We start from the raw sequence: 19,725 nt of genomic DNA, 5'->3' as shown, positions 1-19,725 counted from the left end.
TGCTGTTGTGGTTGGAAACTTCAGTTGATGGTCAGGCCGCCGTCGACCGCAATCGTCTGGCCGGTGACGTAGCCGGCGGCCTCCGAGGTGAGCCACACGGCGGTGGCGGCGATCTCTGCGGGATCACCGGTGCGGCCCAGGACGATTCGCGGCTTCATGCTGTCGAGGTAGCCGGGCTGGTACTCGTCGGTCATCTCGGTCTCGAAGAATCCCGGCGCGATGGCATTGACGCGGATGCCCTTGCGTGCCCCCCACTGCTGGGCCAGGTCCCGGGTCAGGCCGATCACGCCGGCCTTGCTGGCGGCGTAGGCGGCCTGCGGCAGTCCCGCGGTGGTGAGGCCCAGGACGGAGGAGATGTTGACGATGGAGCTGCCGGGCTGCATGACGCGCCCGGCGGCCTGCGCGGCCCAATAGGAGCCGTTCAGGTTGATGTCGATGACGCGCCGGAACTGTTCCGGGGTCTCCTTGGTGGCCGGGACGGCAGTGCCGATGCCGGCGTTGTTGATGAGGATGTCGACCTTGCCGAAGTGTTCGATCGCGGCATCGACCATCCGTTGCGCCTGCTCGGGCTCGGCGATGTCGGTCTCGACGCTCAGCGCGCGGCGGCCGGCGGCGCGGACGAGTTCGGCGGTCCGCTCGAGCCGGTCGGCGCGACGGGCCGCGAGCACGACGTCGGCCCCGGCCTCCGCGAGAGCCTGGGCGAAGGCGACGCCGAGGCCCGAGGAGGCGCCGGTGACGATCGCGACGCGGTCGTCGAGGCGGAACTTGTCGAGCACGGACATGTGTGTAGTCTCCTCCGATAGTCGATACCTATGCGAATTGTATAGTTGAATTCGCGCTCGAGTTCAAGACTTGATATTCGAAAAAGGCGCGGCCACAAGCCCTTTCGGGCCCGCGACCGCGCCTCATCCGACTTCCCGGTCCGAGGGGACGATCAGCTCAGGCGCTCGAGCACCATCGCCATGCCCTGACCGCCGCCGACGCACATGGTCTCCACGCCGAACTGCTTGTCGTGGGTCTGCAGGTTGTTGAGCAGGGTGGCGGTGATCCGCGCGCCGGTCATGCCGAACGGGTGACCGAGGGCGATCGCGCCACCGGAGACGTTCAGCTTGTCCTCGTCGATGCCGAGCTCGCGGGCGGAGCCGAGCACCTGCACGGCGAACGCCTCGTTGATCTCGAACAGGTCGATGTCGGAGATGGTCTTGCCGGCGTGGGCGAGCGCCTTCTTCACGGCCTCGATCGGGCCCAGACCCATGATCTCCGGCGACAGGCCGGACACGCCGGTCGAGACGATCCGCGCCAGCGGGGTCAGCCCGAGCTCCTTGGCCTTGGTGTCGGACATGATCACCAGGGCCGCGGCGCCGTCGTTGAGCGGGCAGGCGTTGCCGGCGGTGATGGTGCCGTCGGGGCGGAACACCGGCTTCAGCTGGCTCACGGCCTCGTAGGTGGTGCCGGGCCGCGGCCCGTCGTCGGTGGTCACGACGGTGCCGTCGGGCAGGGTGACGGGGCTGATCTCGCGCTCGAAGAAGCCCGACTTGATGGCTTCCTCGGCCCGGTTCTGCGACCGCACACCCCACCGGTCCTGGTCCTCGCGGGAGATGCCGGTGAGCGAGGCGACGTTCTCCGCGGTCTGGCCCATCGCGATGTAGACGTCGGGCAGCAGGGCCTCGCTGCGCGGGTCGGTCCACGCGGTGCCGCCCTCGGCGAGCGTGGCGGTGCGGGCCTCGGCGTCGGCGAAGAGCGGGTTCTTGGTGTTCGGCAGGCCGTCGGCGTTGCCGGTGACGAAGCTGGAGACGGACTCGACACCGGCGGAGACGAACACGTCCCCCTCGCCGGCCTTGATCGCGTGCAGCGCCATGCGGGTGGTCTGCAGCGACGACGAGCAGTAGCGGTTGACGGTCACGCCGGGCAGGAAGTCGTAACCCAGCTGCACGGCGACGACGCGGGCGATGTTGAACCCGGACTGGCCGGCGGGCTGGCCGCAGCCGAGCATCAGGTCGTCGATCTGGGCCGGGTCCAGCTCCGGCACCTTCGCCAGGGCGGCCGCGACCATCTGGGTGGCCAGGTCGTCCGGACGCACCGTCCTGAGCGACCCCTTCATCGCCCGCCCGATGGGAGAACGGGCGGCGGACACAATCACAGCTTCGGGCATCACGTGCTCCTTGTTTTGTGTTGACGCTTCGAGTCTCTACAGGCCCAGATCGCGGCCGATGAGTTCCTTCATGATCTCGTTGGTGCCGGCCCAGATCTTGGTGACGCGGGCGTCCTTCCATGCACGAGCCACACGGTACTCGTTCATGAAGCCGTAGCCACCGTGGATCTGCACGCACGCGTCCAGGACCTCGGACTGCGTCTGCGCGGTCCACCACTTGGCCTTGGCCGCGTCCACGGCGGTGAGCTTGCCGTCGGCGTGGGCCTCGACGGCCTGGTCGACGTAGGCCTCGGCCACCTCGATCTTGGTGATCAGCTCGGCGAGCAGGAACTTGTTGTACTGCATGGCGCCGATGGCCTGGCCGAACGCCTTGCGCTCCTTCGCGTACTCGATGGTCTCGAGCAGAATGTGCTTGGCGTGGTGCACGTTGTTGACCGCGGAGCCGAGCCGCTCCTGCGGCAGCATCTTCATCATCGAGATGAAGCCCATGCCCTCCTCGCCGATGAGGTTGGCGTGCGGGACGCGGACGTCCTTGAAGAACAGCTCCGCGGTGTCGGCCTCGGGCTGGCCGACCTTGTCGAGCTTGCGACCGTTCTCGAAGCCCTCCATGCCGCGCTCGACGGCGAACAGGGAGATGCCCTTCGCGCCCTTCGACGGGTCGGTGCGGGCCGCGACGACGACGAGGTCGCAGTTGTAACCGTTGGTGATGAAGGTCTTGGCGCCGTTGAGGATCCAGTCGTCACCGTCGCGCACGGCGGTGGTCTTCAGGTTGGCGAGGTCGGAACCGCCGGAAGGCTCGGTCATACCGATGGCGCAGATGAGCTCACCGGTGGCGCAGCGCGGCAGCCAGCGCTCACGCTGCTCCTCGTTGCCCAGGTGGACGATGTAGGGAACGGTGATGTCCGAGTGGATGCCCATCGACGACGACAGCGCCATGTTCGCGCGGGCGAACTCCTCGCCGAGGATGGCGTTGAAGCGGTAGTCGTTCGCCTCCATGCCACCGAAGCGCTCCGGGATCTCGAGTCCCAGGAAGCCGGCCTTACCGGCCTCGATCCAGATGTCACGGGGAATCTCGTGACGTTCGATGAGCTCCTCCGCACGGGGCATGACGAACCGGTTCACGAACTCGCGCGCCGACTCGCGGAACGCCTCGTGATCGGGGCCGTACAGGGTGCGTTGCATCAACCGCTCCTCAAATCTGTAAGCATCTGCTTATTTTCTAAGCGTGCGCTTATAGTGAACCGCGGCCGCTATCTTGTCAACCAGGGCCGTAGCAGGAACGGGAGCAGGACGTGAGCACATCGAGGGACGCGGTGATCAGCGGATCGAAGGCCGCGGCCCGCCTACGCGAGGCGGCCGTCGAGGTGTTCGCCGAGAACGGCTACGGCGGCACCACCACCAGGCTGATCGCCGCCCGCCTCGACATGAGCCCGGCCGCGATGTATCCCCACTACAAGTCCAAGGAAGAGCTGCTCTACGCGATCAGCTACGAGGGCCACGACCTGGCCCTCGAGGTCGTGCGCGACGCCGACCTCCCCGGCGAGGACGCCACCACTCGGCTGGCCAACGTCATCGGCCGGTTCGCCGAGTGGCAGGCCGAGCACCATCGCCGCGCCCGCGTCGTCCAGTACGAGCTCACCGCCCTGACGCCCGAGCACTACCGCGTCATCACCGGCCTGCGGCGGCGCACCACCCAGGTCGTCCGCACCATCGTCGACGCCGGCGTCGCCTCGGGTGAGTTCACCGTCCCCGACACCGAGGGCGTCACCCTTGCCCTGATGTCGCTGTGCGTCGACATCTGCCGCTGGTACCCCTCCGGCCGCTACCACGAGCCCCACGCCCTCGCGCACCTCTACTCCGATCTCGCCCTCCGGCTCGTGGGCGCCGTCCGCTAGCATCTGTCCCCACACGACGGATCGGGGGGTCCATGGGTGGGGGGCAATGTTCGCGCGGCTGTCGCGGATGGATCGTCGCCCTCGTCGCGGCGGCGGTCAGCGCGTGCACCGCCGTCACGCCCGCGGCACCCACGGAACCACCCGCCACCACCACGACGACACGCACACCCCGCATCGTCGACGAATCCGACCGCCCCCCAGTCACGTTCGACCCCTGCCTCGACATCCCCGACCGAGTGCTCGTCGAGGCAGGCTACGACCCGAGGTCGGAGGAGATCAGCGACTTCGCCGCGACGCACTACACCTTCCTCGGGTGCAGCTATCACGGCACGCTGCGCATCCCCGGCGTTCTCCGTCGCTACGGACTCAATCTCAATTCCGGCAACATCACCTTCGCCGAGGTGCAGGAGAAGGTCGCCGAGTACGCCACTCCCATCGAGATCAACGGACGACGCGCCCTCCTCGAGGTCGACCCGAGCTTGCGTCAGTCGTGTGCCGTCACTGTGGAGACGTCGTACGGGGTTCTCATCATCTCGCGCATCTATCACCCCGACCACGGCAATGGAGTCCCGAACAACGAATGGTGCGCCGGGCTCGAGGACACAGCCTCGCGCATGGCCGCCGTCATCGACGACTGATCGAAAGGCCCGAGGTGAGCGAAGCGCTGCGACTCGACCCACATACCATCGACGAGATCGTCGCCATCTGCGACACCATGCTCGCGACACTCTCCGATGCGATCGACAATTCGGAAGACCTGGCCAAAGTCGGAAGCTTCGGTGGATTCGAGTCCGCGGAACAGCTTCGGCAAGGTTTCCTCACCAAGGCCAGAGGCACCCCCACGTCCGCCTACGAGCGGCTCACCCAATTCCACGAGGCCCTCTCCCGCATGCGCGACACGTTCGCCGCCGGTGGACAGGGCTTCCTCGACGCCGACTACGACTGGGCCCGGCAACTCGGCACCACCGACTCCGCGTGAACCGCCGCCACTGCGCGTCACTCCGAAACCCGGAGAATTCCACGAGTCGTGCTGTATCCGCGCGGGCGCCAGTCGTCCGCGACCACAATTGGGGGAGCGCATGACTGGAAAAGTCGCGGATGGCTGATGCCGTTCGTTCCTCGGCACGACTCGCCACGAGACCGCACGGTCCGCTACGATGCTGCGCACTACCACGGAATCGGGGGGACTCCATGGACACGTCACTTGATGTTTCGCACGGCACCGGAAGACGCACGGCGCAGCACGTCGCGACCGTGAGCGAAAGCACCGAATAGGGTGCCGGAGAACGAGAATCCCGTCGCAGCGATGCTCGAACCGCTGCTCGAGCATCGGGTACCGGAGCGGGTCGGCGCGCTGGCGGACTGGCACACCAGACTGGTGGCACGGCTCGAAGGCAGCTTCGATCCCGACTACGCCACCGCATTCGAGAACTTCCACAGCATGGAGCACGACGCCATCTATCGAGACGTCCAGAGAATGGACCCGGGCGCGATGCGAAGCCTGGCGGAGAGCTGGCGCAAGATCGCGACCGACATGAGCGTCGGTTTCATCTTCGGAACCCAGATGATCTGCAACAAGATTGCCGAGGGGTGGGATGGTGACGCGGCGCGCCGCGCCGTGGCGGCGACCCGCTCCTTCGCGAGGTCGACCGAACAACTCGTGACCGCGCTGCTTGCGGTGTCGACCAAACTCGCTGCGGCATCGGAGGTCGCTTCGGCTGTGCGGAACAACGTGCCACCACCGCCGGCGCAGATTCCGATGCCGTTGGGCGTGGTGGTGCCCCAGGACACGGCCGAGTTCGCGCGGGCGGCGGAGGCGGCGCACGCCGAGGCGGTACGCGTCATGGAATTGCTCTACGTCCCGCATTACCGTGAATCCGGCACGGCGGTTCCGGTCCTGCCGTCGCCGCACGAGGCGACGGCAGGATCCGGTCCGGTCGGGGCAGATCTGTCGCGGCACCCCTCGGGCAGCGCGGAGGGCCGGGGCGGCGGCATCGGCCCCTCGGCCTCGGCGGCCGGCACCGGGCCCTCGGCCTCGGTGGCCGGCGCCGACGACGGGCAGGTCACGGACGCTCCGTCCCGCGGCACCTCCGCGACAGACGGGGAAGCAGACCCGGGCGGCCCGGCGCCGGGCGCCGGCGAGCCTGCAGCCACCACCCCGGCCGCGACGACGACGGCCGGCGCGACGTCGGGCCCGGAGCGGTACCCGGGTTCGGGTGGACCTCCGGGCGGACCCGGTGGTCCAACGTCCGGAGGCGCCGGCGGTGGAAGCGGCGGCTCCGGCGCTGCCGGTCCCGGCGGGCTCGGACCCGTGGGTGGCCTACCGGTCGCGAACGGTACGACGAACCCGGCGACGTCGGGCGCCGGCGCCCGCGCCGGGTCGGCCCGTCCGGGCGGCATGTACCCGGGCATGCTGGGCGCCCCGGCGCGTCCTGCGCGCGACGACGAGGCCGCCCGCACGGTGCCCAGTTATCTGGTGGGCGCCGACAACGGGAACGAGCTCGTCGGTCCGATCCCGCTCACCGCGCCGCCGGTGCTGGGGGTCGATCCGGCGTGAGGTGGCGGCTCACCCCCGACCGGTTCCTGGCCCTGTGGACCGCGACGGGACTCGACGAGATTCCGTTTCCTCTGCGCTACCGCTCCACCGCGCTGTGGGAGGACGAGCACGCCGCGAACCTCGAGGCGGCCCACCGGTGGCGGCGCACGAATCCCGACGAGCGGCTCACCGCGGCGATAGCGACGATGCGATACGCGGAGGTCGCCGTCGAGGTGTACGGGCAGTTCTCGGAGGGCTCCGAGTTGCGGCTGCGGGGATGCATCAGGCACGACTCCGCCGTTCTGGCGCGGCAGGATCCGGGACGTGCCGGCGATCTCGTCGTGACGGCGACCGCGGCGCACACACTGGCGGAGGCGGTCGTACAGTGCCTACCCGGCGCGCCCCCGGGTACGGCGCCGGCGCTGTCGGCACCCACCGCGGAAGTGGCGGAGTTCGCGCGCCCGACGCAGGTGCTCCGGACCGCGCAGGCGCCCCCGGCCGTCCGGTTGCGGCGGCTGCTGACCGATCCGCGGTCCGGGACGGGCAGCGTACGGGTGCTGTGCTCACCGGACGGTCTGAACTTCACGCCGGTCACCGATCTCGGCTGGTTCGACGTCGCAGGCGACGGGCGGTACCTGTTCCGGACCGGCCACCACACCCACGTCTGCCCGGCCACCCCGGAGCTGCTGCGCGACGAGCTGGCCTACGCGGTCGACGAGGCGCGCGAGAAGCGGGGTCGCGTCGGCGCTGCCGGTTTACGCTGGGTGCATGGCTGAACGGGATCGAACGGTCGACGGCAAACCGCAGAACGCCCGCCCGCGCGACGCCCTGGGGCGCCCGTTGCCCTACGGCGAGGAGGGAGTCGAACGGGTCCCGGAGGACCTGCAGCTCGAGCCCGACGAGGCGATCACCGAGGCGCAGCGGCTGCTCGACCACGGGTATCCGTTCCATGCGCACGAGGTGCTGGAAGGCACGTGGAAGTCGGCGCCGGCCGACGAGCGGACGCTGTGGCAGGGCTTGGCGCAGCTCACCGTGGGGCTGACGCATCTGCTGCGGGACAATCCGGCCGGGGCCGCGTCGCTGCTACGGCAGGGGGAGGCTCGGATCCGCCATTACGAGGACGAGCCGCCGCACGGGCTGGACATAGACGGCCTCGCGGCATGGGCGGAACACCTGTTGACGGAGATCGCGCGCGGCGAGCCGATCCCGGCGCCGCCGATACCGCGGCTGCGGCTGCCCTGATGCCCGTGCTCCCGATGTTCCCGCTGGGAACCGCGCTGCTTCCGGGCGACGCCCTTCCACTCCACGTGTTCGAACCGAGGTATCGAGAGCTGGTCCGGGACTGCCTCGCAGATCCGGACGGGCCGCGGTTCGGCGTGGTGCTCATCGAGCGAGGCCACGAGGTGGGTGGGGGCGAGACCCGCCACGACGTCGGCACGGTCGCGCGGATCGTGATGGACACCGAACTCGACGACGGTCGCTACTTCCTGGAATGCATCGGCGAGGAACGCATCCGGGTGATCGACTGGCTACCGGACGACCCGTATCCGCGGGCGGAGGTCGAGCCGTGGCCGGACATGGAGTCCGGTCCGGTGGACTTCTCCGGCCTGAGCGTGGGGCTCGGCCGGCTGTACGGTCTGCTCGACCGCCTGTCGGGCGGCCGGATCGAACCCCCGAGCATCACCGAACTGCCCGACGAGCCGGGTGCCCGGCTGTTCGCGCTGGCACGCTTCGTCCCTATGGGTGAGGCCGACCGGCTGCAGGTACTCACGGCGCACGGACCCACCGAACGATTGGCCGTGCTGACCGAATGCATCTCGAACGCTGTCCAACTCGCGCAGTGGCGCCTCGACAGTACGTAAGGGCGAGGGCGAACCGCCTCGCGGACAGCGCATGACCTCCCTCGACCGCACCCGCGCGTCTGCCGGTCAACCGCTGCCGCACCCCGTCGGTCGCCAGGACGACCGCGCACGTCGCCGACGGTTGCATCCCGACAGCCGGGAACGAACACACGACGATCCGGGTATCTGCGCGGCCCAGAAAAGCTCAATCCCCATGCGGAACACATCAACTGGTATGGTTCTGCCGTCGATAGGGGGGATCGAACAATGTCGAAATGGGGCGTCGTTGTCCTTCAGCTGGCCAAGGTGGCGTTGTGGTACGTGGGGGGCTTGCTGGCCATCGGTGGAATATCCGCAGCAGCGAGCCTGCTGAGGCCGGACCTTCCGGATTCCGGCTGGGCGCCACCACCACCGATCACGACGACACGCACCGAGTCGCCCACTGCCGCAACACCACCGCGCGAACTCCCCCCGGGTTTCCCGTCGATGGAGCGCGCTCCGCTCCCGCCGGAGGTTCCCGAAGGGCAACCGCAACCGGTACCGACACGGTTCGGGCTCACGTACACCACTCCAGCCGGCTGGTTCGGGCAGGGCCAATCGGTCATGGGCTGGAGAAGCCGGGACGGTGCAGCGATGATGATCGGTTCGGCATCCGCTTTCGGGAAGGAGTACTGCGAGGCGGACGACATGTCGATGCTGGCCGCAGTGGGGATCACGGGGCGCCCAGCGGGCGACCTCCTGACCGTCGCTGCTCACGAAGTCCGGGCGGTCGAATGGATGTACTCCGACGACGGACGACTGCCGACGATCAACTATTCGGACCCCGTCCATTTCGAGATTGCCGGAAACCCGGCAGTCCGGATCACGGCTCTGGTGTCCGACATCCCACCCACCGACGAATGTGCCCCGCCGGCAGCGCGGTTGGACGTCGTGGCCACCACCGGCCTTGCAACAGCGGAGGTCGCGGTCTTCGTCGTCCGGGCGGATCGCGGTGTGGCCGGACAGCTCGACGACAGCTCTATCGATGATCTCGTCGCGTCGCTGAGGAGATCGTGATGTCCGGGACGCACGAGGAATTCTCCGCCACCACACGCCGGATAGCCGGCGCTGCCGTCGCCGTGCAGGAGATCGGACACGATGTTGTGCGGGCGAACCGGTATCTCGCCGTCCACGGTGAGCCGAACGGCAATTTCGACGGTGTGCTGTTGCAGACGATCCGGGCCGGGTTCCAGGCGGTTCTCCCGTCGGCACAGTCTCGATACTTCCAGGTTGCCGATCTCTGCCTGAAGACCAGCATCGAACTGAACCGGTGCGCGTGGATGTACGACGACACCGAGGCACGGAATTACGAACGGCTCAATGCCAACATGCTCTTCCCGGAGTCGGTCGACGCATTCGATCCCGACACACCGGCGCCCGGTCCGGCGCGGCCGTATCCCGGCACCTTCCCGCATGGCGGTCCGGACCGGATCGAACTCGGTCACCCCGAAACCCTCCCCGAGGACGTCCGCCAGGTCGTCGCGGATGCAGCCGGTTGGCTCGGCGATGTCGACGAGGCGATCGACATGCTGACCGGGTGGAGCCCGATCGCGCAGGTCGTCGAACCGCTGGGCGGAAACTGGAACGAACTCGAGCGCCTCGGCGACGCCTATCGCATCGCCGGGGAGGCGGTAGAGACCAGCGGCGGGAACCTCGCCGCCGTCGTCCGGACCCTGGATCCCCACTGGGGCGGGCAGGCCGCCCGGGCGTTCACGGACTACGCCGACCGCATCGTCGATGCCCTCCGATGGGAGGGACCGGTCGGACGCGTCATCAAGGAGACGTGCTACCTGGTTGCGGAGAAGATCCGGGAGGGGATCGTCACGGCGGTTCGGTCACTGAAGGAGATGCTCGAAGAAGAAGTGGCATTCGACGACGCGTTGCAGAAGTTGAAGTTCCTGCTGAAGAAGACTCCGTTCGTCGGTACGGCCGCACAGATCGTCACGATCACCAAAATCGTTCAGAACACGATGGAATTCGTCGACGATGTAGTGGACCGGATCCGCGAGCTCGCCGACGCATTGAAGGAATTCCTCGACGCACTGTCGTCGCCGGCGGACGTCCTGAAGGATCGGGTCGAGCAGAAGCTGGCGCCGCTGACCGAGGCGCACGAGCGCACCGAGCACAGGGCGGAGGTGGCCATCGACCTCGCCGGCGTCGCAGACGTGAGCGGCCCCGTGAACAAGCCCTCCAGCGCGTATTCGGTCGGTGAGGACCCGTGGGCGGATGCGATATGAGGGAAGTACCGCCGCACCTCGACAGTCCACTGCGGCGAATCCACCAGGCCGTGACCGACTTCGAAGCTGCCGTGATCCGCGCACGAGGGTTCGCCGGCGCCGACCGGGACCGACGCATCGAGGTCGACGATGCGTTGATGGAACAACTCGCAGCGACCGCGGAAGCGTCCCCCGAGTTGCGGCTGTATGCGTCGAGAGTCGCTGCCGGACAGTGCCGGTGGTCCGAGATCGAGGTGACGGCGCGTCCGGTTCCGCCGGAGGTGGCCGAACTCAAGACGAATCCGCGGCTCCGGTGGTTCCCGGAACCGCCGCGTACCTCGACTGCGGAAGGGCAGGAATGGGAGTCCTACCGGATCCCCTGGCAGTAGCTCCCCTACCCGTGGTGGCCGCGGCGGTGTGTCCTTCGGGCTGTCCTGGCAGCCCGAAGGACACACCGGCCGTGTCAGCGGCCGATGAGTGCGAGGCGTTCGATCTCGGCGAAGTCGGTGCCGGCGGCCTCCGGCCGGGAGCGGCCGACCAGCGAGCCCACATAGGCCAGCAGGAATCCCGCCGGCACGGACACGAGGGCCGGGATCGTGAGCGGGAAGATCGGGTCGATCCCGTGGATCAGCCCGGTGGGTCCCAGGATGTTGGGACTGATCGCCACCAACCCGAGGCTCACTGCGAGGCCGCCGACCAGGGCCCAGGTCGCGCCGACGCGGTTGAATCCGCGCCAGTAGATGCTCAGCAGCAGCACAGGCAGGCTGGTGCTCGCGGCGACGGCGAACGCGACGTTGGCGAGGAAGCCGAGGTTGAAGCCCTTGGCCCCGAGCGCGAGGAACATGGCGACGACGGCGATGCCGAGCAGTGACAGCCGGGCCACCTTCAATTGCTGTTCACCGGTGGCCTTTCCGCCCTTGACGACGTGAGTGTAGAGGTCGTGCGCGAACGCTCCGGAGGTGGCGATGGCGACGCCGGCGAGGACCGCGAGGATCGTGGCGAGGGTGATGCCGATGATCACGGCCTCGAGGGCAGGACCGCCGAGGGCGCCGGCGAGCTGAACGACGGCGAGGTTACCCTGTGGATGCGCGGCGGCGATGGCGTCGGATCCGAGGGCGCGGATCGCGCCGTATCCGACGAACGGCAGCACCACGTAGAAGGCGCTGAAGATCCACAGTGCGACCACACCGGATTTGCGGGCGGCGCGGGCGTCCTTGACGGTGAGGAACCGGACCATCACGTGCGGCAGACCCATCACGCCGAGGGCAAGGGCGAGCTGCTGGGAGATGATGTCGAAGGTCTTGGTGGTGTTCTGCGGGTGCGACGACGTGACCGAGTCCGGCAGCGGCTCGACGACGTGCAGCGGGCTCGGCCCGTACTTCGCGAGCACCAGGAACAGGATGAGAGCGGTGCCGGTCAGCAGCAGCCCGGTCTTGAGCACCTGCACCCAGGTGGTGGCGAGCATGCCGCCGAACATGGTGTAGACGACCATGAGCAGCCCGAGGACGATGACGGCGACCCAGAACTTGATGCCCAGCAGGGCCTGCACGAGCAGTCCCGCGCCGACGAACTGGATCACCATGTACATCGCGGAGATGACGATCGTGGTGACGGCGAGAGCGGCGCGCAGTCCGCGGCCGTCGAACCGGGCGGCGACGGCGTCGGCGAGCGTGAAGCGGCCGAGGTTGCGCAGCGGTTCGGCGATGATGAGCAGCACCAGCAGGTACGCCAGAGGCACCGCGGTGGCGTAGTAGAAGCCACTGAACCCGGCGATCCCGATCATGCCGGTGATACCGAGAAACGAAGCGGCCGACACGTAGTCGCCGGAGATGGCCAGTCCGTTGCCGACGGGCCCGACCTGCCCCTCGGCGACGTAGTGCGAGTCCGTGGAGGTGTTGCGCTTGGCGGCCAGGTAGGTGATGCCGAGGGTGACACCGATGATGGCGACGACGATCGCGACGCTGAGTCCCATGCCGGTCACCGCCCTTCCAGCGCGGCAAGGTGCGCATCGACGACTGCATCCATGCGGCGCGCCCAGCGGGTGTAGATCTGCGCGACGACGAGGATCGCGGCGAAGACGGCGAACCCGACCCAGTACGCGATGCCGAGTCCGCCGAGGCGGCCGGACAAGACCGTGGTGGAGGTTGTCAGGACGATGTAGCCCATGAACACCGCGAGCAGGACGGCTGCGGAGCCGAGCGACAGGCGTCGGCGTTGCCGAGCAAGGGCGAGGACGGCGTCGAGACCGGCGTCGTCCGGCCGGGTCGTGCCGCCGCCGGCGGCCGTGGAGATGTCGAGCGACATGATCACCTCAATGGGGTGTGAAGGGATCAATCAATCAATGCTTTGATTGATTGGACGCCCTACCGTAAGTGAGGGCCATCACAAAGCGCAAGTACTCCGGCGCCGCGACTCAGTCGCGGGTGTGGATATCGAGGTCGTCGGCCGCGGTGGCGAGCTTCTCCAGCAGGCCGATCAGGATGGTCTGCTCGGGCTTGGTCAGCACGCTCGTCCAGGTCCGTTCGCGCTTGTTGTGCGCCGCGTAGGTGCTGGTGATCGCGTCGACGCCGGCCTGGGTCAGACTCAGCTCGACCGAGCGCCGGTCGCGCTCAGAGCGCCGCCGGGTCACGAGGCCGTCCCGTTCCAGCGTGTTGACCAGCGCGGACACGGCGGCGCGGCTCATACCGGAGAGCTGGGCGACCCGCTTGGCATCGCTCGGCCCGGACAACCACAGCATGAACAGCACCCGGAAGCCGGGCCAGCTCCAGCCCTGCGGGCGGTGCACGGTGGACTCGAGGTCGTAGACGAGTGCACTCGCGACCCGGGTCAGTTCGAGCACGAGCCGCATCGACTGGGGATCGACCTCGGGCATGACGCGCGTCGTCTTGCGCACGGCGAAGTCGACAAAGCTCAGAAAGTCCAGGTTGTCCACGTCGTCCGCAGGCTCGCTCACCCCGCCAGCGTAGAGGTGGCGCCGCATGCACCGTGCCGAAGTGGTCAAAGGCTTGCGCATCCGGTGTGACGCCACTTACATTGGTCACAGATTCGTTCAAACCTTTTACTAACTGGGGTGGTTCCATATGACCGCACTGTCCTTCGCTTCCTCCGCCGATCTGGGCGAGAAGGAGCAGACCCTCGAGATTCTCGCCGACGGGGTGTACGCGCTGACCGCCGAGGGCGATCCCAACCTCGGGGCTGTCGAGGGCGAGGACTTCCTCGTGTGCTTCGAGGCGCTCGCCACCCCGGTCGCGGCGCGCGACTGGCTGGCCAAGCTGCGTGAGCACACCGACAAGCCCGTGCGCTACCTCGTGCTCTCGCACTACCACGCGGTGCGGGTGCTGGGAGCGTCCGCCTTCGACGCCGACACCATCGTCGCGCACGAGAACACCTACAACCTCATCGCCGAGCGCGGCCGGGAGGACTGGGAGTCCGAGTTCGGCCGCATGCCGCGCCTGGCCAAGGGTGCCGACTCCGTGCCCGGCCTGACCTGGCCGACACTGACGTTCAGCGACCGGCTCACCATCGACCTCGGTGGCGACCGCGGCAACCTGGTACTCCAGCACCTCGGCCGCGGCCACACCGAGGGCGACATCGTCGCGTGGCTGCCGCAGCAGAAGATCCTGTTCGCCGGCGATCTCGTCGAGGCGCAGGCCGCGCTGTACACGGGCGATGCGTTCCACCGCGACTGGTCCACCGGCACACTCGACCGGATCAAGGCGCTCGGCGCCGAGGCGCTCGTCGGCGGGCGCGGCGCGGTCAGCCGCGGCCGCGAGGAGGTCGACGCCGCCATCGAGCAGACCCGGCACTTCCTGAACGTGATGCTCACCGAGGTAGGGACCGTGCAGCGGCGTGGCGGCACATTGAAGGAGGCGTTCGAGGCGACGCGCGCGGCACTGTTCGACCGCTACGGGCACTGGCCGATCTTCGAGCACTGCCTGCCGTTCGACGTCTCCCGGGTGTGGGACGAACTGTCCGGCATCGAACGGCCCGTGATCTGGACCGCCGAGCGCGACCACGAGGTCTGGGCCCAGCTCCAGAGCTGACCCCACCACGGTACGAGAAGGAAATGTGATGACAGTGCGGAACATTCACAACGGCACCGTCGCGGTGCTCGGGAACGGACCCGTCGGGCAGACCACCGCCCTGCTGCTCGCCCGGTGGGGCATTCGCGTGATCGTCCTGGACGCTCGCCCCGAACGCGACCCGATCGGCTCGAAGGCGATCTGCCAGCAACGCGACGTGCTCGAAGTGTGGGCCGCCGTCGGTGTCGGCGAGCAGGTCGCCGCGGAGGGCGTCACGTGGGACACCGCGAGCACCTTCTACCGCGACGAGAAGCTGTTCACCCAACCGTTCGTCGACAACGGCCGCTCCGCGTTCCCGCCGTTCGTCAACATCTCCCAGGCCCGCACGGAGCAGCTGCTCGACGAGCGCATCGCCGAGGAACCGCTCATCGAGGTCCGGTGGGGTCACCATGTCGACGGTATCGACCAGGACGACGCCGGCGTACGCGTGCTGTGCACGACCCCGGACGGTCCCGCCGTCGTGCCCGTCGCCTACGCGGTCGCGACGATGGGGGCGCGGGCCGACGGGTTCCGCACGCACCTCGGGCTGGACTTCGCGGGTCGCACGTTCGACGACAAGTTCCTCATCTGCGACATCAAGGCCGACATCCCCGGCTGGGCACACGAGCGCAGGTTCTACTTCGATCCCGTGTGGAATCCCGGACGCCAGGTGCTCATCCACCCGTGCCCGGATTCGACGTTCCGCATCGACTGGCAGGTCCCCGGCGACTACGACCTCGAGGCCGAAACGGAGAGCGGCGCCCTCGACCGCCGGATCCGCCGGATCATCGGCGCCGAGCTGCCCTACGAGATCGTGTGGAAGTCCGTGTACCGCTTCCATGCTCGTCTCGTCGACCGGATGCGCGTGGGCCGCGTCCTCGTCGCCGGCGACTGCGCTCATCTCGTGTCGCCGTTCGGTGCGCGCGGCCTGAACTCCGGGGTCGGCGACGCCGAGAACGCCGCGTGGAAGCTCGCGTTCGTGCTGCGCGGCTGGGCCGACGAGTCGCTCCTGGACACCTACGACCTGGAGCGGCGGGCCGCGGCGCGCGAGAACATCGAGGTCACCTCCGCGACAATGGATTTCCTGGTGCCGCAGACCGACGAGCAGCGCGCACACCGCCTGCGTATCCTCGAGGCGGCGGCCGACGACGCCGACGCCCGCGCCCAGGTCGACTCGGGCCGCCTCGCGGAACCGTTCTGGTATGCCGACTCGCCACTGACCACCGCGGACCCGGCCCGTCCCTTCGCTGGTCGGCCCGCCAGGGGTGTTGCTCCACAGCCTGTTCCGGGCGTTCTGCTGCCGGACATGCCGGTCGCGGTGTGCGGTCGGGCCACGCGCCTGCGTGCGCTGGCCCGGGCGGGAATCCTGCTCCTGCACGGCCGCGACGTCGACGCGACCACGCTGCGCACGCTCGCGCTGGACGCCACGAGCGCGCCGGTTCGGATCCACGCCATCGGCGACATCGACGCGACCGGCGCGCTCGCCGAAAGCCTTTCCGCGGCAGCGCACGAGGTGTGGGTTGTCCGGCCCGACGCGCACATCGCCGCGGTCGTCGACACCGCGGACCCGGCCGTGCTGACCGATGCGATCCGCACCGCCACCGGACGGCGGGTCGTGGCCCCGCTGGTGGCCGCGGTGTGACACAGAAGTGGTACGCGCTCCCCGGTCACAAACCGGGGAGCGCGTCCGCGGTCAGCGCCGGGTGCGGCGTTCCCGCTCCGACAGGCCGCCCCACACACCGTGCCGCTCCCTGCCGAGCATCGCGTGGGTTCGGCACTCCGTCAGCACCGGGCAGCTCGCGCAGATCCGCTTCGCGGCGGCCTCGCGCCGGCGCCGGACGTGCGATGGTTCGTCGTCCGGGGCGAAGAAGTAGAATTCACCGGCGGATCGGCAGCTACCGCGGAACCGCCAGCCGAGGGTCGGCCGGGTGTGCTCGCTCAGCAGGCTCACCCAACGATCACCACGTCCAGGGTCCGCGGACCGTGCACACCCTCGACTCGTTCGAGTTCGATGTCGGAGGTTGCGGACGGGCCGCTGATCATGGTGGTGGGCCGCTCCGGCACCAGCCGGGCCAGTGCCTCCGGGACCCCGACCTCGACGTCGGCGAGCGGCACCACGCACACGTGCAGGTCCGGCACCAGGGTCAGCGCACGCCGCCCCTGGCCCGGGCTTCCGTCGAGGAAGATCGTGCCGGTCTCGGCGCACGTGACGGCGGAGGCGGTGACGACGCCGTCGAGTGCGCCGAGGTCCGGCGCGGGGATCTCGGCCGAGTCCACCACCACGTCACCGTCGAACCGCGCCAGCCACGAGGGATCCAGTCCGGCGGGAATTCCCACGCGCCGCACACCCCGCTCTGCGAGGACCCGTGCGAGCACGTCGGGCAGGTCGCCGGGCGTGCACTCGTGGACGTGTGCCTTGTAGTCGACGAGCCGGTCCACGAGCAGTTCCCGGCGCTGCGCGTCGGGCAGGGTTCGTCCGGTGCGATAGTCGCGCGGAACCTGCACGGGCTCCGGCGGAGCCAGGGTCAGGGCGTCACGGATCCGGCCGAGGATGACATCCCGGGTGCTCACTGCTGTCGTCCCTTCTCGCGAGCCTGCGCCAGCGCGGCCCGCCCCTCGTCCGAGTTCCACCATTGCCGGAACGTCTGTTTCGGTGGTGCCGGAATGTCACGCGCCTCGGTCCAGCCTCCCAGCGGCCCGGGCAGCGTCGTGATCTTCCCCTTCCTCCCGGCGAGGAGCCGGCCGAGTCCGACGGCCTTCTGCGCGGCCGTCCACCGGCGCGACGACGACATCGCCAGCGAGGCCGCCTTCATCGCCGCGGCCTCGACCCCGAACGGCGCGTGCTCGACCTTCTGGTGCCGCAGTTCGACCAGCAGCGACGGGATGTCGATCTTGACCGGGCACGCGTCGAAACATGCTCCGCACAGGCTCGACGCGAACGGCAGGGTCGCGTTGGGGTCACCCGGTGTGTCCATGCCGGCGAGTTGCGGGCTGAGCACGGCGCCGATCGGCCCGGGATACGTCGAGCCGTAGGCGTGCCCGCCGGTGCGCTCGTACACCGGGCACACGTTCAGGCAGGCCGAGCACCGGATGCAGTGCAGCGCTTCGCGTCCCACCCCGTCGGCGAGCGCGGCGGTGCGGCCGTTGTCGAGCAGCACGAGGTGGAACTCCTGCGGTCCGTCGCCGGGGGTGACGCCGGTCCACATCGACGTGTACGGGTTCATCCGCTCCCCCGTCGACGACCGCGGCAGCAGTTGCAGGAACACCTCGAGGTCCCGGAAGGTGGGCAGCAGCTTCTCGATGCCCATCACCGTGATGAGGGTCTGCGGCAGGGTCAGGCACATGCGACCGTTGCCCTCGGATTCGACGACGGCGAGCGTGCCGGTCTCGGCGATCCCGAAGTTCGCGCCCGACACCGCGACCGGCACGGTCATGAACTTCCGGCGCAGGAACTTGCGGGCCGCGGCCGCGAGATGTGCCGGGTTGTCGTCGAGATCGGGGTCGACATCGGGCATCTCGCGCAGGAAGATCTCGCGGATCTCGGCGCGGTTGCGGTGGATGGCGGGGACGAGGATGTGCGACGGCTTGTCGTGACCCAGCTGGACGATGAGTTCGGCGAGATCGGTCTCGTAGGCCGTGATCCCCTGGTCCTCGAGATGCTCGTTGAGCCCGATTTCCTGCGTGGCCATCGACTTGACCTTGATGACCTCGTCCGAGCCGGTCTTGCGGACCAGGTCGGTGACGATGGCGTTGGCCTCGGTGGCGTCGGCCGCCCAGTGCACGACGCCACCGCGGGCGACGACCGCCGCCTCGAGCTCGATGAGCAGTTCCGGCAGCCGGCCGAGCACGTCGCGCTTGACGGCGGCGCCGGCGTCGCGGAGCTGCTGCCAGTCGGGCAGTTCGTCGGTCACGTTCAGCCGCTTGGCCCGGATGGTGTGGGTGGCCTTGCCGATGTTGCGGCGCAGCTGGGTGTTCGCGAGTTCGTGATGCGCTGCGGCGGGGAATTTCTCGGTGCCGCGCAGATTGCCGGAGCCGCGCGGGGGGACGGCGGGCATGCCGAGGACGGTCATGCGGGCACTCCCTTCGGCGCGACGGCCGGTTCGACGGAGGCGAGGATCTCCGCGAGGTGGATGGTGCGGGCCCCGGTGCGCAGGCGCGAGAGCCCACCGCCGATGTGCATCAGGCACGACGAGTCGCCGGCGCTGCAGTATTCGGCGCCGGTCGCGGCTATGTTGCACAGCTTGTCCGCGAGCATCGCGGTGGAGGTCTCGGCGTTCTTGATCGCGAACGTGCCGCCGAATCCGCAGCAGGAGTCGGCCTCGGGCAGTTCGACGAGGTCGATCTCGCGGACCGCCCGCAGCAGTTGCAGCGGTCTGTCGCCGACGCGCAGCATGCGCAGCGAATGGCAGGTGGGGTGGTAGGTGACCCGGTGCGGGAAGTAGGCGCCGACGTCGGTGACGCCGAGGACGTCGACGAGGAACTCGGACAGCTCGTACGTCTTCGCCTTCACCGTGTCGACGCGGCCGCACAGCGCCGGCGAGCCGTAGCGGGCGGCGACGATCTCGTGCTGGTGCCGCACGGAACCGACGCAGGACCCGGACGGCGCGACGATCGCGTCGATGTGGGTGTCGCCGAAGGTGTCGGCGTAGTTCTCGACGAGGGGCAGCGCGTCGGGTTGGTAGCCGGTGTTGACGTGCATCTGGCCGCAGCAGGTCTGGCCTTCGGGGAAGACGACGTCGTGGCCGAGCCGGGTGAGGAGCAGGGCGGTGGCCGAGACGGCACCGGGGAACATCGTGTCCCCGAGGCACGTCGCGAACAGGGCGATTCGCATGTGGATCTCCGCATCGGGTCTGTGTGGTCAGACCACAGTAACGCATGGTCGGTGCGGTGCGTCACCCCCTCGGCCGAAATTCTCCCGGATCCCTCCGGCACTCGATTGTGACCGGGGTCATGGTGTACGGTCCTGTGGTCTGACCACAGAACCC

At 68.8% G+C, this 19,725-nt stretch carries 22 protein-coding genes; 12 read left to right on the top strand and 10 right to left on the bottom strand.

What is annotated here, in order from left to right; genetic code table 11:
- Positions 1-20: 20 nt before the first annotated feature.
- From JYA75_RS07025 to JYA75_RS07015, 3 genes are all read right to left on the bottom strand, one after another.
- Positions 21-782 (bottom strand): 3-oxoacyl-ACP reductase family protein, encoded by a 762-nt coding sequence (locus tag JYA75_RS07025; protein WP_006940669.1) that lies wholly within the window; start codon positions 780-782, stop codon positions 21-23.
- A gap of 152 nt (positions 783-934) precedes the next feature.
- Complete coding sequence (locus tag JYA75_RS07020) at positions 935-2,152, bottom strand: acetyl-CoA C-acetyltransferase (RefSeq protein ID WP_168580228.1); 1,218 nt, start codon at positions 2,150-2,152, stop codon at positions 935-937.
- 36 nt (positions 2,153-2,188) lie between these two features.
- Positions 2,189-3,334, bottom strand: a complete 1,146-nt coding sequence (locus JYA75_RS07015; protein ID WP_006940667.1) for an acyl-CoA dehydrogenase family protein — start codon at positions 3,332-3,334, stop codon at positions 2,189-2,191.
- A gap of 110 nt (positions 3,335-3,444) precedes the next feature.
- On the opposite strand from JYA75_RS07015, the gene JYA75_RS07010 reads away from it, so the two are divergent.
- From JYA75_RS07010 to JYA75_RS06965, 10 genes are all read left to right on the top strand, one after another.
- A complete protein-coding gene (locus tag JYA75_RS07010) occupies positions 3,445-4,047 on the top strand; it encodes a TetR/AcrR family transcriptional regulator (protein WP_029546461.1) in 603 nt (200 codons plus the stop codon).
- Between the two features lie 32 nt (positions 4,048-4,079).
- Positions 4,080-4,685: a DUF3558 domain-containing protein gene (locus JYA75_RS07005; RefSeq protein WP_185713217.1), complete on the top strand. Its 606-nt coding sequence runs from the start codon at positions 4,080-4,082 to the stop codon at positions 4,683-4,685.
- Positions 4,686-4,699: 14 nt separating this feature from the next.
- Complete coding sequence (locus tag JYA75_RS07000) at positions 4,700-5,026, top strand: hypothetical protein (protein WP_185713218.1); 327 nt, start codon at positions 4,700-4,702, stop codon at positions 5,024-5,026.
- A gap of 297 nt (positions 5,027-5,323) precedes the next feature.
- The gene (locus JYA75_RS06995; RefSeq protein ID WP_185713219.1) at positions 5,324-6,604 is read left to right on the top strand and encodes a WXG100 family type VII secretion target; all 1,281 of its coding nucleotides are present in this window, start codon (positions 5,324-5,326) and stop codon (positions 6,602-6,604) included.
- Entirely contained in the window at positions 6,601-7,359 is a 759-nt protein-coding gene (locus tag JYA75_RS06990; RefSeq protein WP_065921965.1) for an ESX secretion-associated protein EspG, read from the top strand. The genes JYA75_RS06995 and JYA75_RS06990 overlap by 4 nt, the downstream gene beginning before the upstream one ends.
- Positions 7,352-7,825 carry a DUF309 domain-containing protein gene (locus JYA75_RS06985; RefSeq protein WP_006940659.1) on the top strand — a complete coding sequence of 158 codons (474 nt, stop codon included), beginning with the start codon at positions 7,352-7,354 and terminating at the stop codon, positions 7,823-7,825. The genes JYA75_RS06990 and JYA75_RS06985 overlap by 8 nt, the downstream gene beginning before the upstream one ends.
- Complete coding sequence (locus tag JYA75_RS06980; protein WP_029546465.1) at positions 7,825-8,445, top strand: LON peptidase substrate-binding domain-containing protein; 621 nt, start codon at positions 7,825-7,827, stop codon at positions 8,443-8,445. The genes JYA75_RS06985 and JYA75_RS06980 overlap by 1 nt, the downstream gene beginning before the upstream one ends.
- A gap of 246 nt (positions 8,446-8,691) precedes the next feature.
- Positions 8,692-9,480: a hypothetical protein gene (locus tag JYA75_RS28725; RefSeq protein ID WP_239010539.1), complete on the top strand. Its 789-nt coding sequence runs from the start codon at positions 8,692-8,694 to the stop codon at positions 9,478-9,480.
- Positions 9,480-10,700 carry a hypothetical protein gene (locus JYA75_RS06970; protein ID WP_065921963.1) on the top strand — a complete coding sequence of 407 codons (1,221 nt, stop codon included), beginning with the start codon at positions 9,480-9,482 and terminating at the stop codon, positions 10,698-10,700. Before JYA75_RS28725 ends, JYA75_RS06970 begins: the two co-directional genes overlap by 1 nt.
- Positions 10,701-10,750: 50 nt before the next feature.
- The gene (locus JYA75_RS06965; RefSeq protein ID WP_232334139.1) at positions 10,751-11,068 is read left to right on the top strand and encodes a hypothetical protein; all 318 of its coding nucleotides are present in this window, start codon (positions 10,751-10,753) and stop codon (positions 11,066-11,068) included.
- Between the two features lie 74 nt (positions 11,069-11,142).
- Here JYA75_RS06965 and JYA75_RS06960 read toward each other — a convergent pair whose 3' ends face one another.
- The 3 genes from JYA75_RS06960 to JYA75_RS06950 form a co-directional block, all read right to left on the bottom strand.
- A complete protein-coding gene (locus tag JYA75_RS06960; protein WP_065923364.1) occupies positions 11,143-12,651 on the bottom strand; it encodes a cation acetate symporter in 1,509 nt (502 codons plus the stop codon).
- 5 nt (positions 12,652-12,656) lie between these two features.
- Positions 12,657-12,983, bottom strand: a complete 327-nt coding sequence (locus JYA75_RS06955; RefSeq protein ID WP_006940653.1) for a DUF485 domain-containing protein — start codon at positions 12,981-12,983, stop codon at positions 12,657-12,659.
- A gap of 109 nt (positions 12,984-13,092) precedes the next feature.
- Positions 13,093-13,659: a MarR family winged helix-turn-helix transcriptional regulator gene (locus JYA75_RS06950; RefSeq protein WP_037201204.1), complete on the bottom strand. Its 567-nt coding sequence runs from the start codon at positions 13,657-13,659 to the stop codon at positions 13,093-13,095.
- Positions 13,660-13,759: 100 nt separating this feature from the next.
- Here JYA75_RS06950 and JYA75_RS06945 point away from each other — a divergent pair, with 100 nt between their 5' ends.
- Positions 13,760-14,722: an MBL fold metallo-hydrolase gene (locus JYA75_RS06945; RefSeq protein WP_185713220.1), complete on the top strand. Its 963-nt coding sequence runs from the start codon at positions 13,760-13,762 to the stop codon at positions 14,720-14,722.
- Between the two features lie 28 nt (positions 14,723-14,750).
- On the top strand, positions 14,751-16,382 hold the full coding sequence (locus JYA75_RS06940; RefSeq protein ID WP_185713221.1) for an FAD-dependent monooxygenase: 1,632 nt from the start codon (positions 14,751-14,753) through the stop codon (positions 16,380-16,382).
- Between the two features lie 51 nt (positions 16,383-16,433).
- On the opposite strand, the gene JYA75_RS06935 is transcribed toward JYA75_RS06940, so the two are convergent.
- The 4 genes from JYA75_RS06935 to JYA75_RS06920 are packed head-to-tail and all read right to left on the bottom strand — an operon-like array spanning position 16,434 to position 19,571.
- Positions 16,434-16,691: a WhiB family transcriptional regulator gene (locus JYA75_RS06935; protein ID WP_185713222.1), complete on the bottom strand. Its 258-nt coding sequence runs from the start codon at positions 16,689-16,691 to the stop codon at positions 16,434-16,436.
- Positions 16,688-17,311, bottom strand: coding sequence for an LUD domain-containing protein (locus tag JYA75_RS06930; RefSeq protein WP_006940643.1), 624 nt, complete (start codon positions 17,309-17,311; stop codon positions 16,688-16,690). Before JYA75_RS06930 ends, JYA75_RS06935 begins: the two co-directional genes overlap by 4 nt.
- Positions 17,308-18,810 (bottom strand): LutB/LldF family L-lactate oxidation iron-sulfur protein, encoded by a 1,503-nt coding sequence (locus JYA75_RS06925; protein ID WP_185713223.1) that lies wholly within the window; start codon positions 18,808-18,810, stop codon positions 17,308-17,310. Before JYA75_RS06925 ends, JYA75_RS06930 begins: the two co-directional genes overlap by 4 nt.
- Entirely contained in the window at positions 18,807-19,571 is a 765-nt protein-coding gene (locus JYA75_RS06920) for a (Fe-S)-binding protein (RefSeq protein ID WP_006940640.1), read from the bottom strand. The genes JYA75_RS06925 and JYA75_RS06920 overlap by 4 nt, the downstream gene beginning before the upstream one ends.
- Between the last annotated feature and the right edge of the window lie 154 nt (positions 19,572-19,725).

Origin of the sequence: Rhodococcus sp. PSBB066 (assembly GCF_017068255.1) — a bacterium.
Taxonomy (GTDB): Bacteria; Actinomycetota; Actinomycetes; order Mycobacteriales; family Mycobacteriaceae; genus Rhodococcus; species Rhodococcus aetherivorans.
Note: the sequence above shows the minus strand (reverse complement) of the source record. Positions and strands in the feature narration are given on the sequence as shown.

What these genes read in the sequence shown, in the direction of transcription:
- JYA75_RS07025 (WP_006940669.1), bottom strand. Translation starts at nt 782, where the DNA reads ATGTCCGTGCTCGACAAGTTCCGCCTCGACGACCGCGTCGCGATCGTC.
- JYA75_RS07020 (WP_168580228.1), bottom strand. Translation starts at nt 2,152, where the DNA reads ATGCCCGAAGCTGTGATTGTGTCCGCCGCCCGTTCTCCCATCGGGCGG.
- JYA75_RS07015 (WP_006940667.1), bottom strand. Translation starts at nt 3,334, where the DNA reads ATGCAACGCACCCTGTACGGCCCCGATCACGAGGCGTTCCGCGAGTCG.
- JYA75_RS07005 (WP_185713217.1), top strand. Translation starts at nt 4,080, where the DNA reads ATGGGTGGGGGGCAATGTTCGCGCGGCTGTCGCGGATGGATCGTCGCC.
- JYA75_RS06985 (WP_006940659.1), top strand. Translation starts at nt 7,352, where the DNA reads ATGGCTGAACGGGATCGAACGGTCGACGGCAAACCGCAGAACGCCCGC.
- JYA75_RS06980 (WP_029546465.1), top strand. Translation starts at nt 7,825, where the DNA reads ATGCCCGTGCTCCCGATGTTCCCGCTGGGAACCGCGCTGCTTCCGGGC.
- JYA75_RS28725 (WP_239010539.1), top strand. Translation starts at nt 8,692, where the DNA reads ATGTCGAAATGGGGCGTCGTTGTCCTTCAGCTGGCCAAGGTGGCGTTG.
- JYA75_RS06970 (WP_065921963.1), top strand. Translation starts at nt 9,480, where the DNA reads ATGTCCGGGACGCACGAGGAATTCTCCGCCACCACACGCCGGATAGCC.
- JYA75_RS06960 (WP_065923364.1), bottom strand. Translation starts at nt 12,651, where the DNA reads ATGGGACTCAGCGTCGCGATCGTCGTCGCCATCATCGGTGTCACCCTC.
- JYA75_RS06955 (WP_006940653.1), bottom strand. Translation starts at nt 12,983, where the DNA reads ATGTCGCTCGACATCTCCACGGCCGCCGGCGGCGGCACGACCCGGCCG.
- JYA75_RS06950 (WP_037201204.1), bottom strand. Translation starts at nt 13,659, where the DNA reads ATGCGGCGCCACCTCTACGCTGGCGGGGTGAGCGAGCCTGCGGACGAC.
- JYA75_RS06945 (WP_185713220.1), top strand. Translation starts at nt 13,760, where the DNA reads ATGACCGCACTGTCCTTCGCTTCCTCCGCCGATCTGGGCGAGAAGGAG.
- JYA75_RS06940 (WP_185713221.1), top strand. Translation starts at nt 14,751, where the DNA reads ATGACAGTGCGGAACATTCACAACGGCACCGTCGCGGTGCTCGGGAAC.
- JYA75_RS06925 (WP_185713223.1), bottom strand. Translation starts at nt 18,810, where the DNA reads ATGACCGTCCTCGGCATGCCCGCCGTCCCCCCGCGCGGCTCCGGCAAT.
- JYA75_RS06920 (WP_006940640.1), bottom strand. Translation starts at nt 19,571, where the DNA reads ATGCGAATCGCCCTGTTCGCGACGTGCCTCGGGGACACGATGTTCCCC.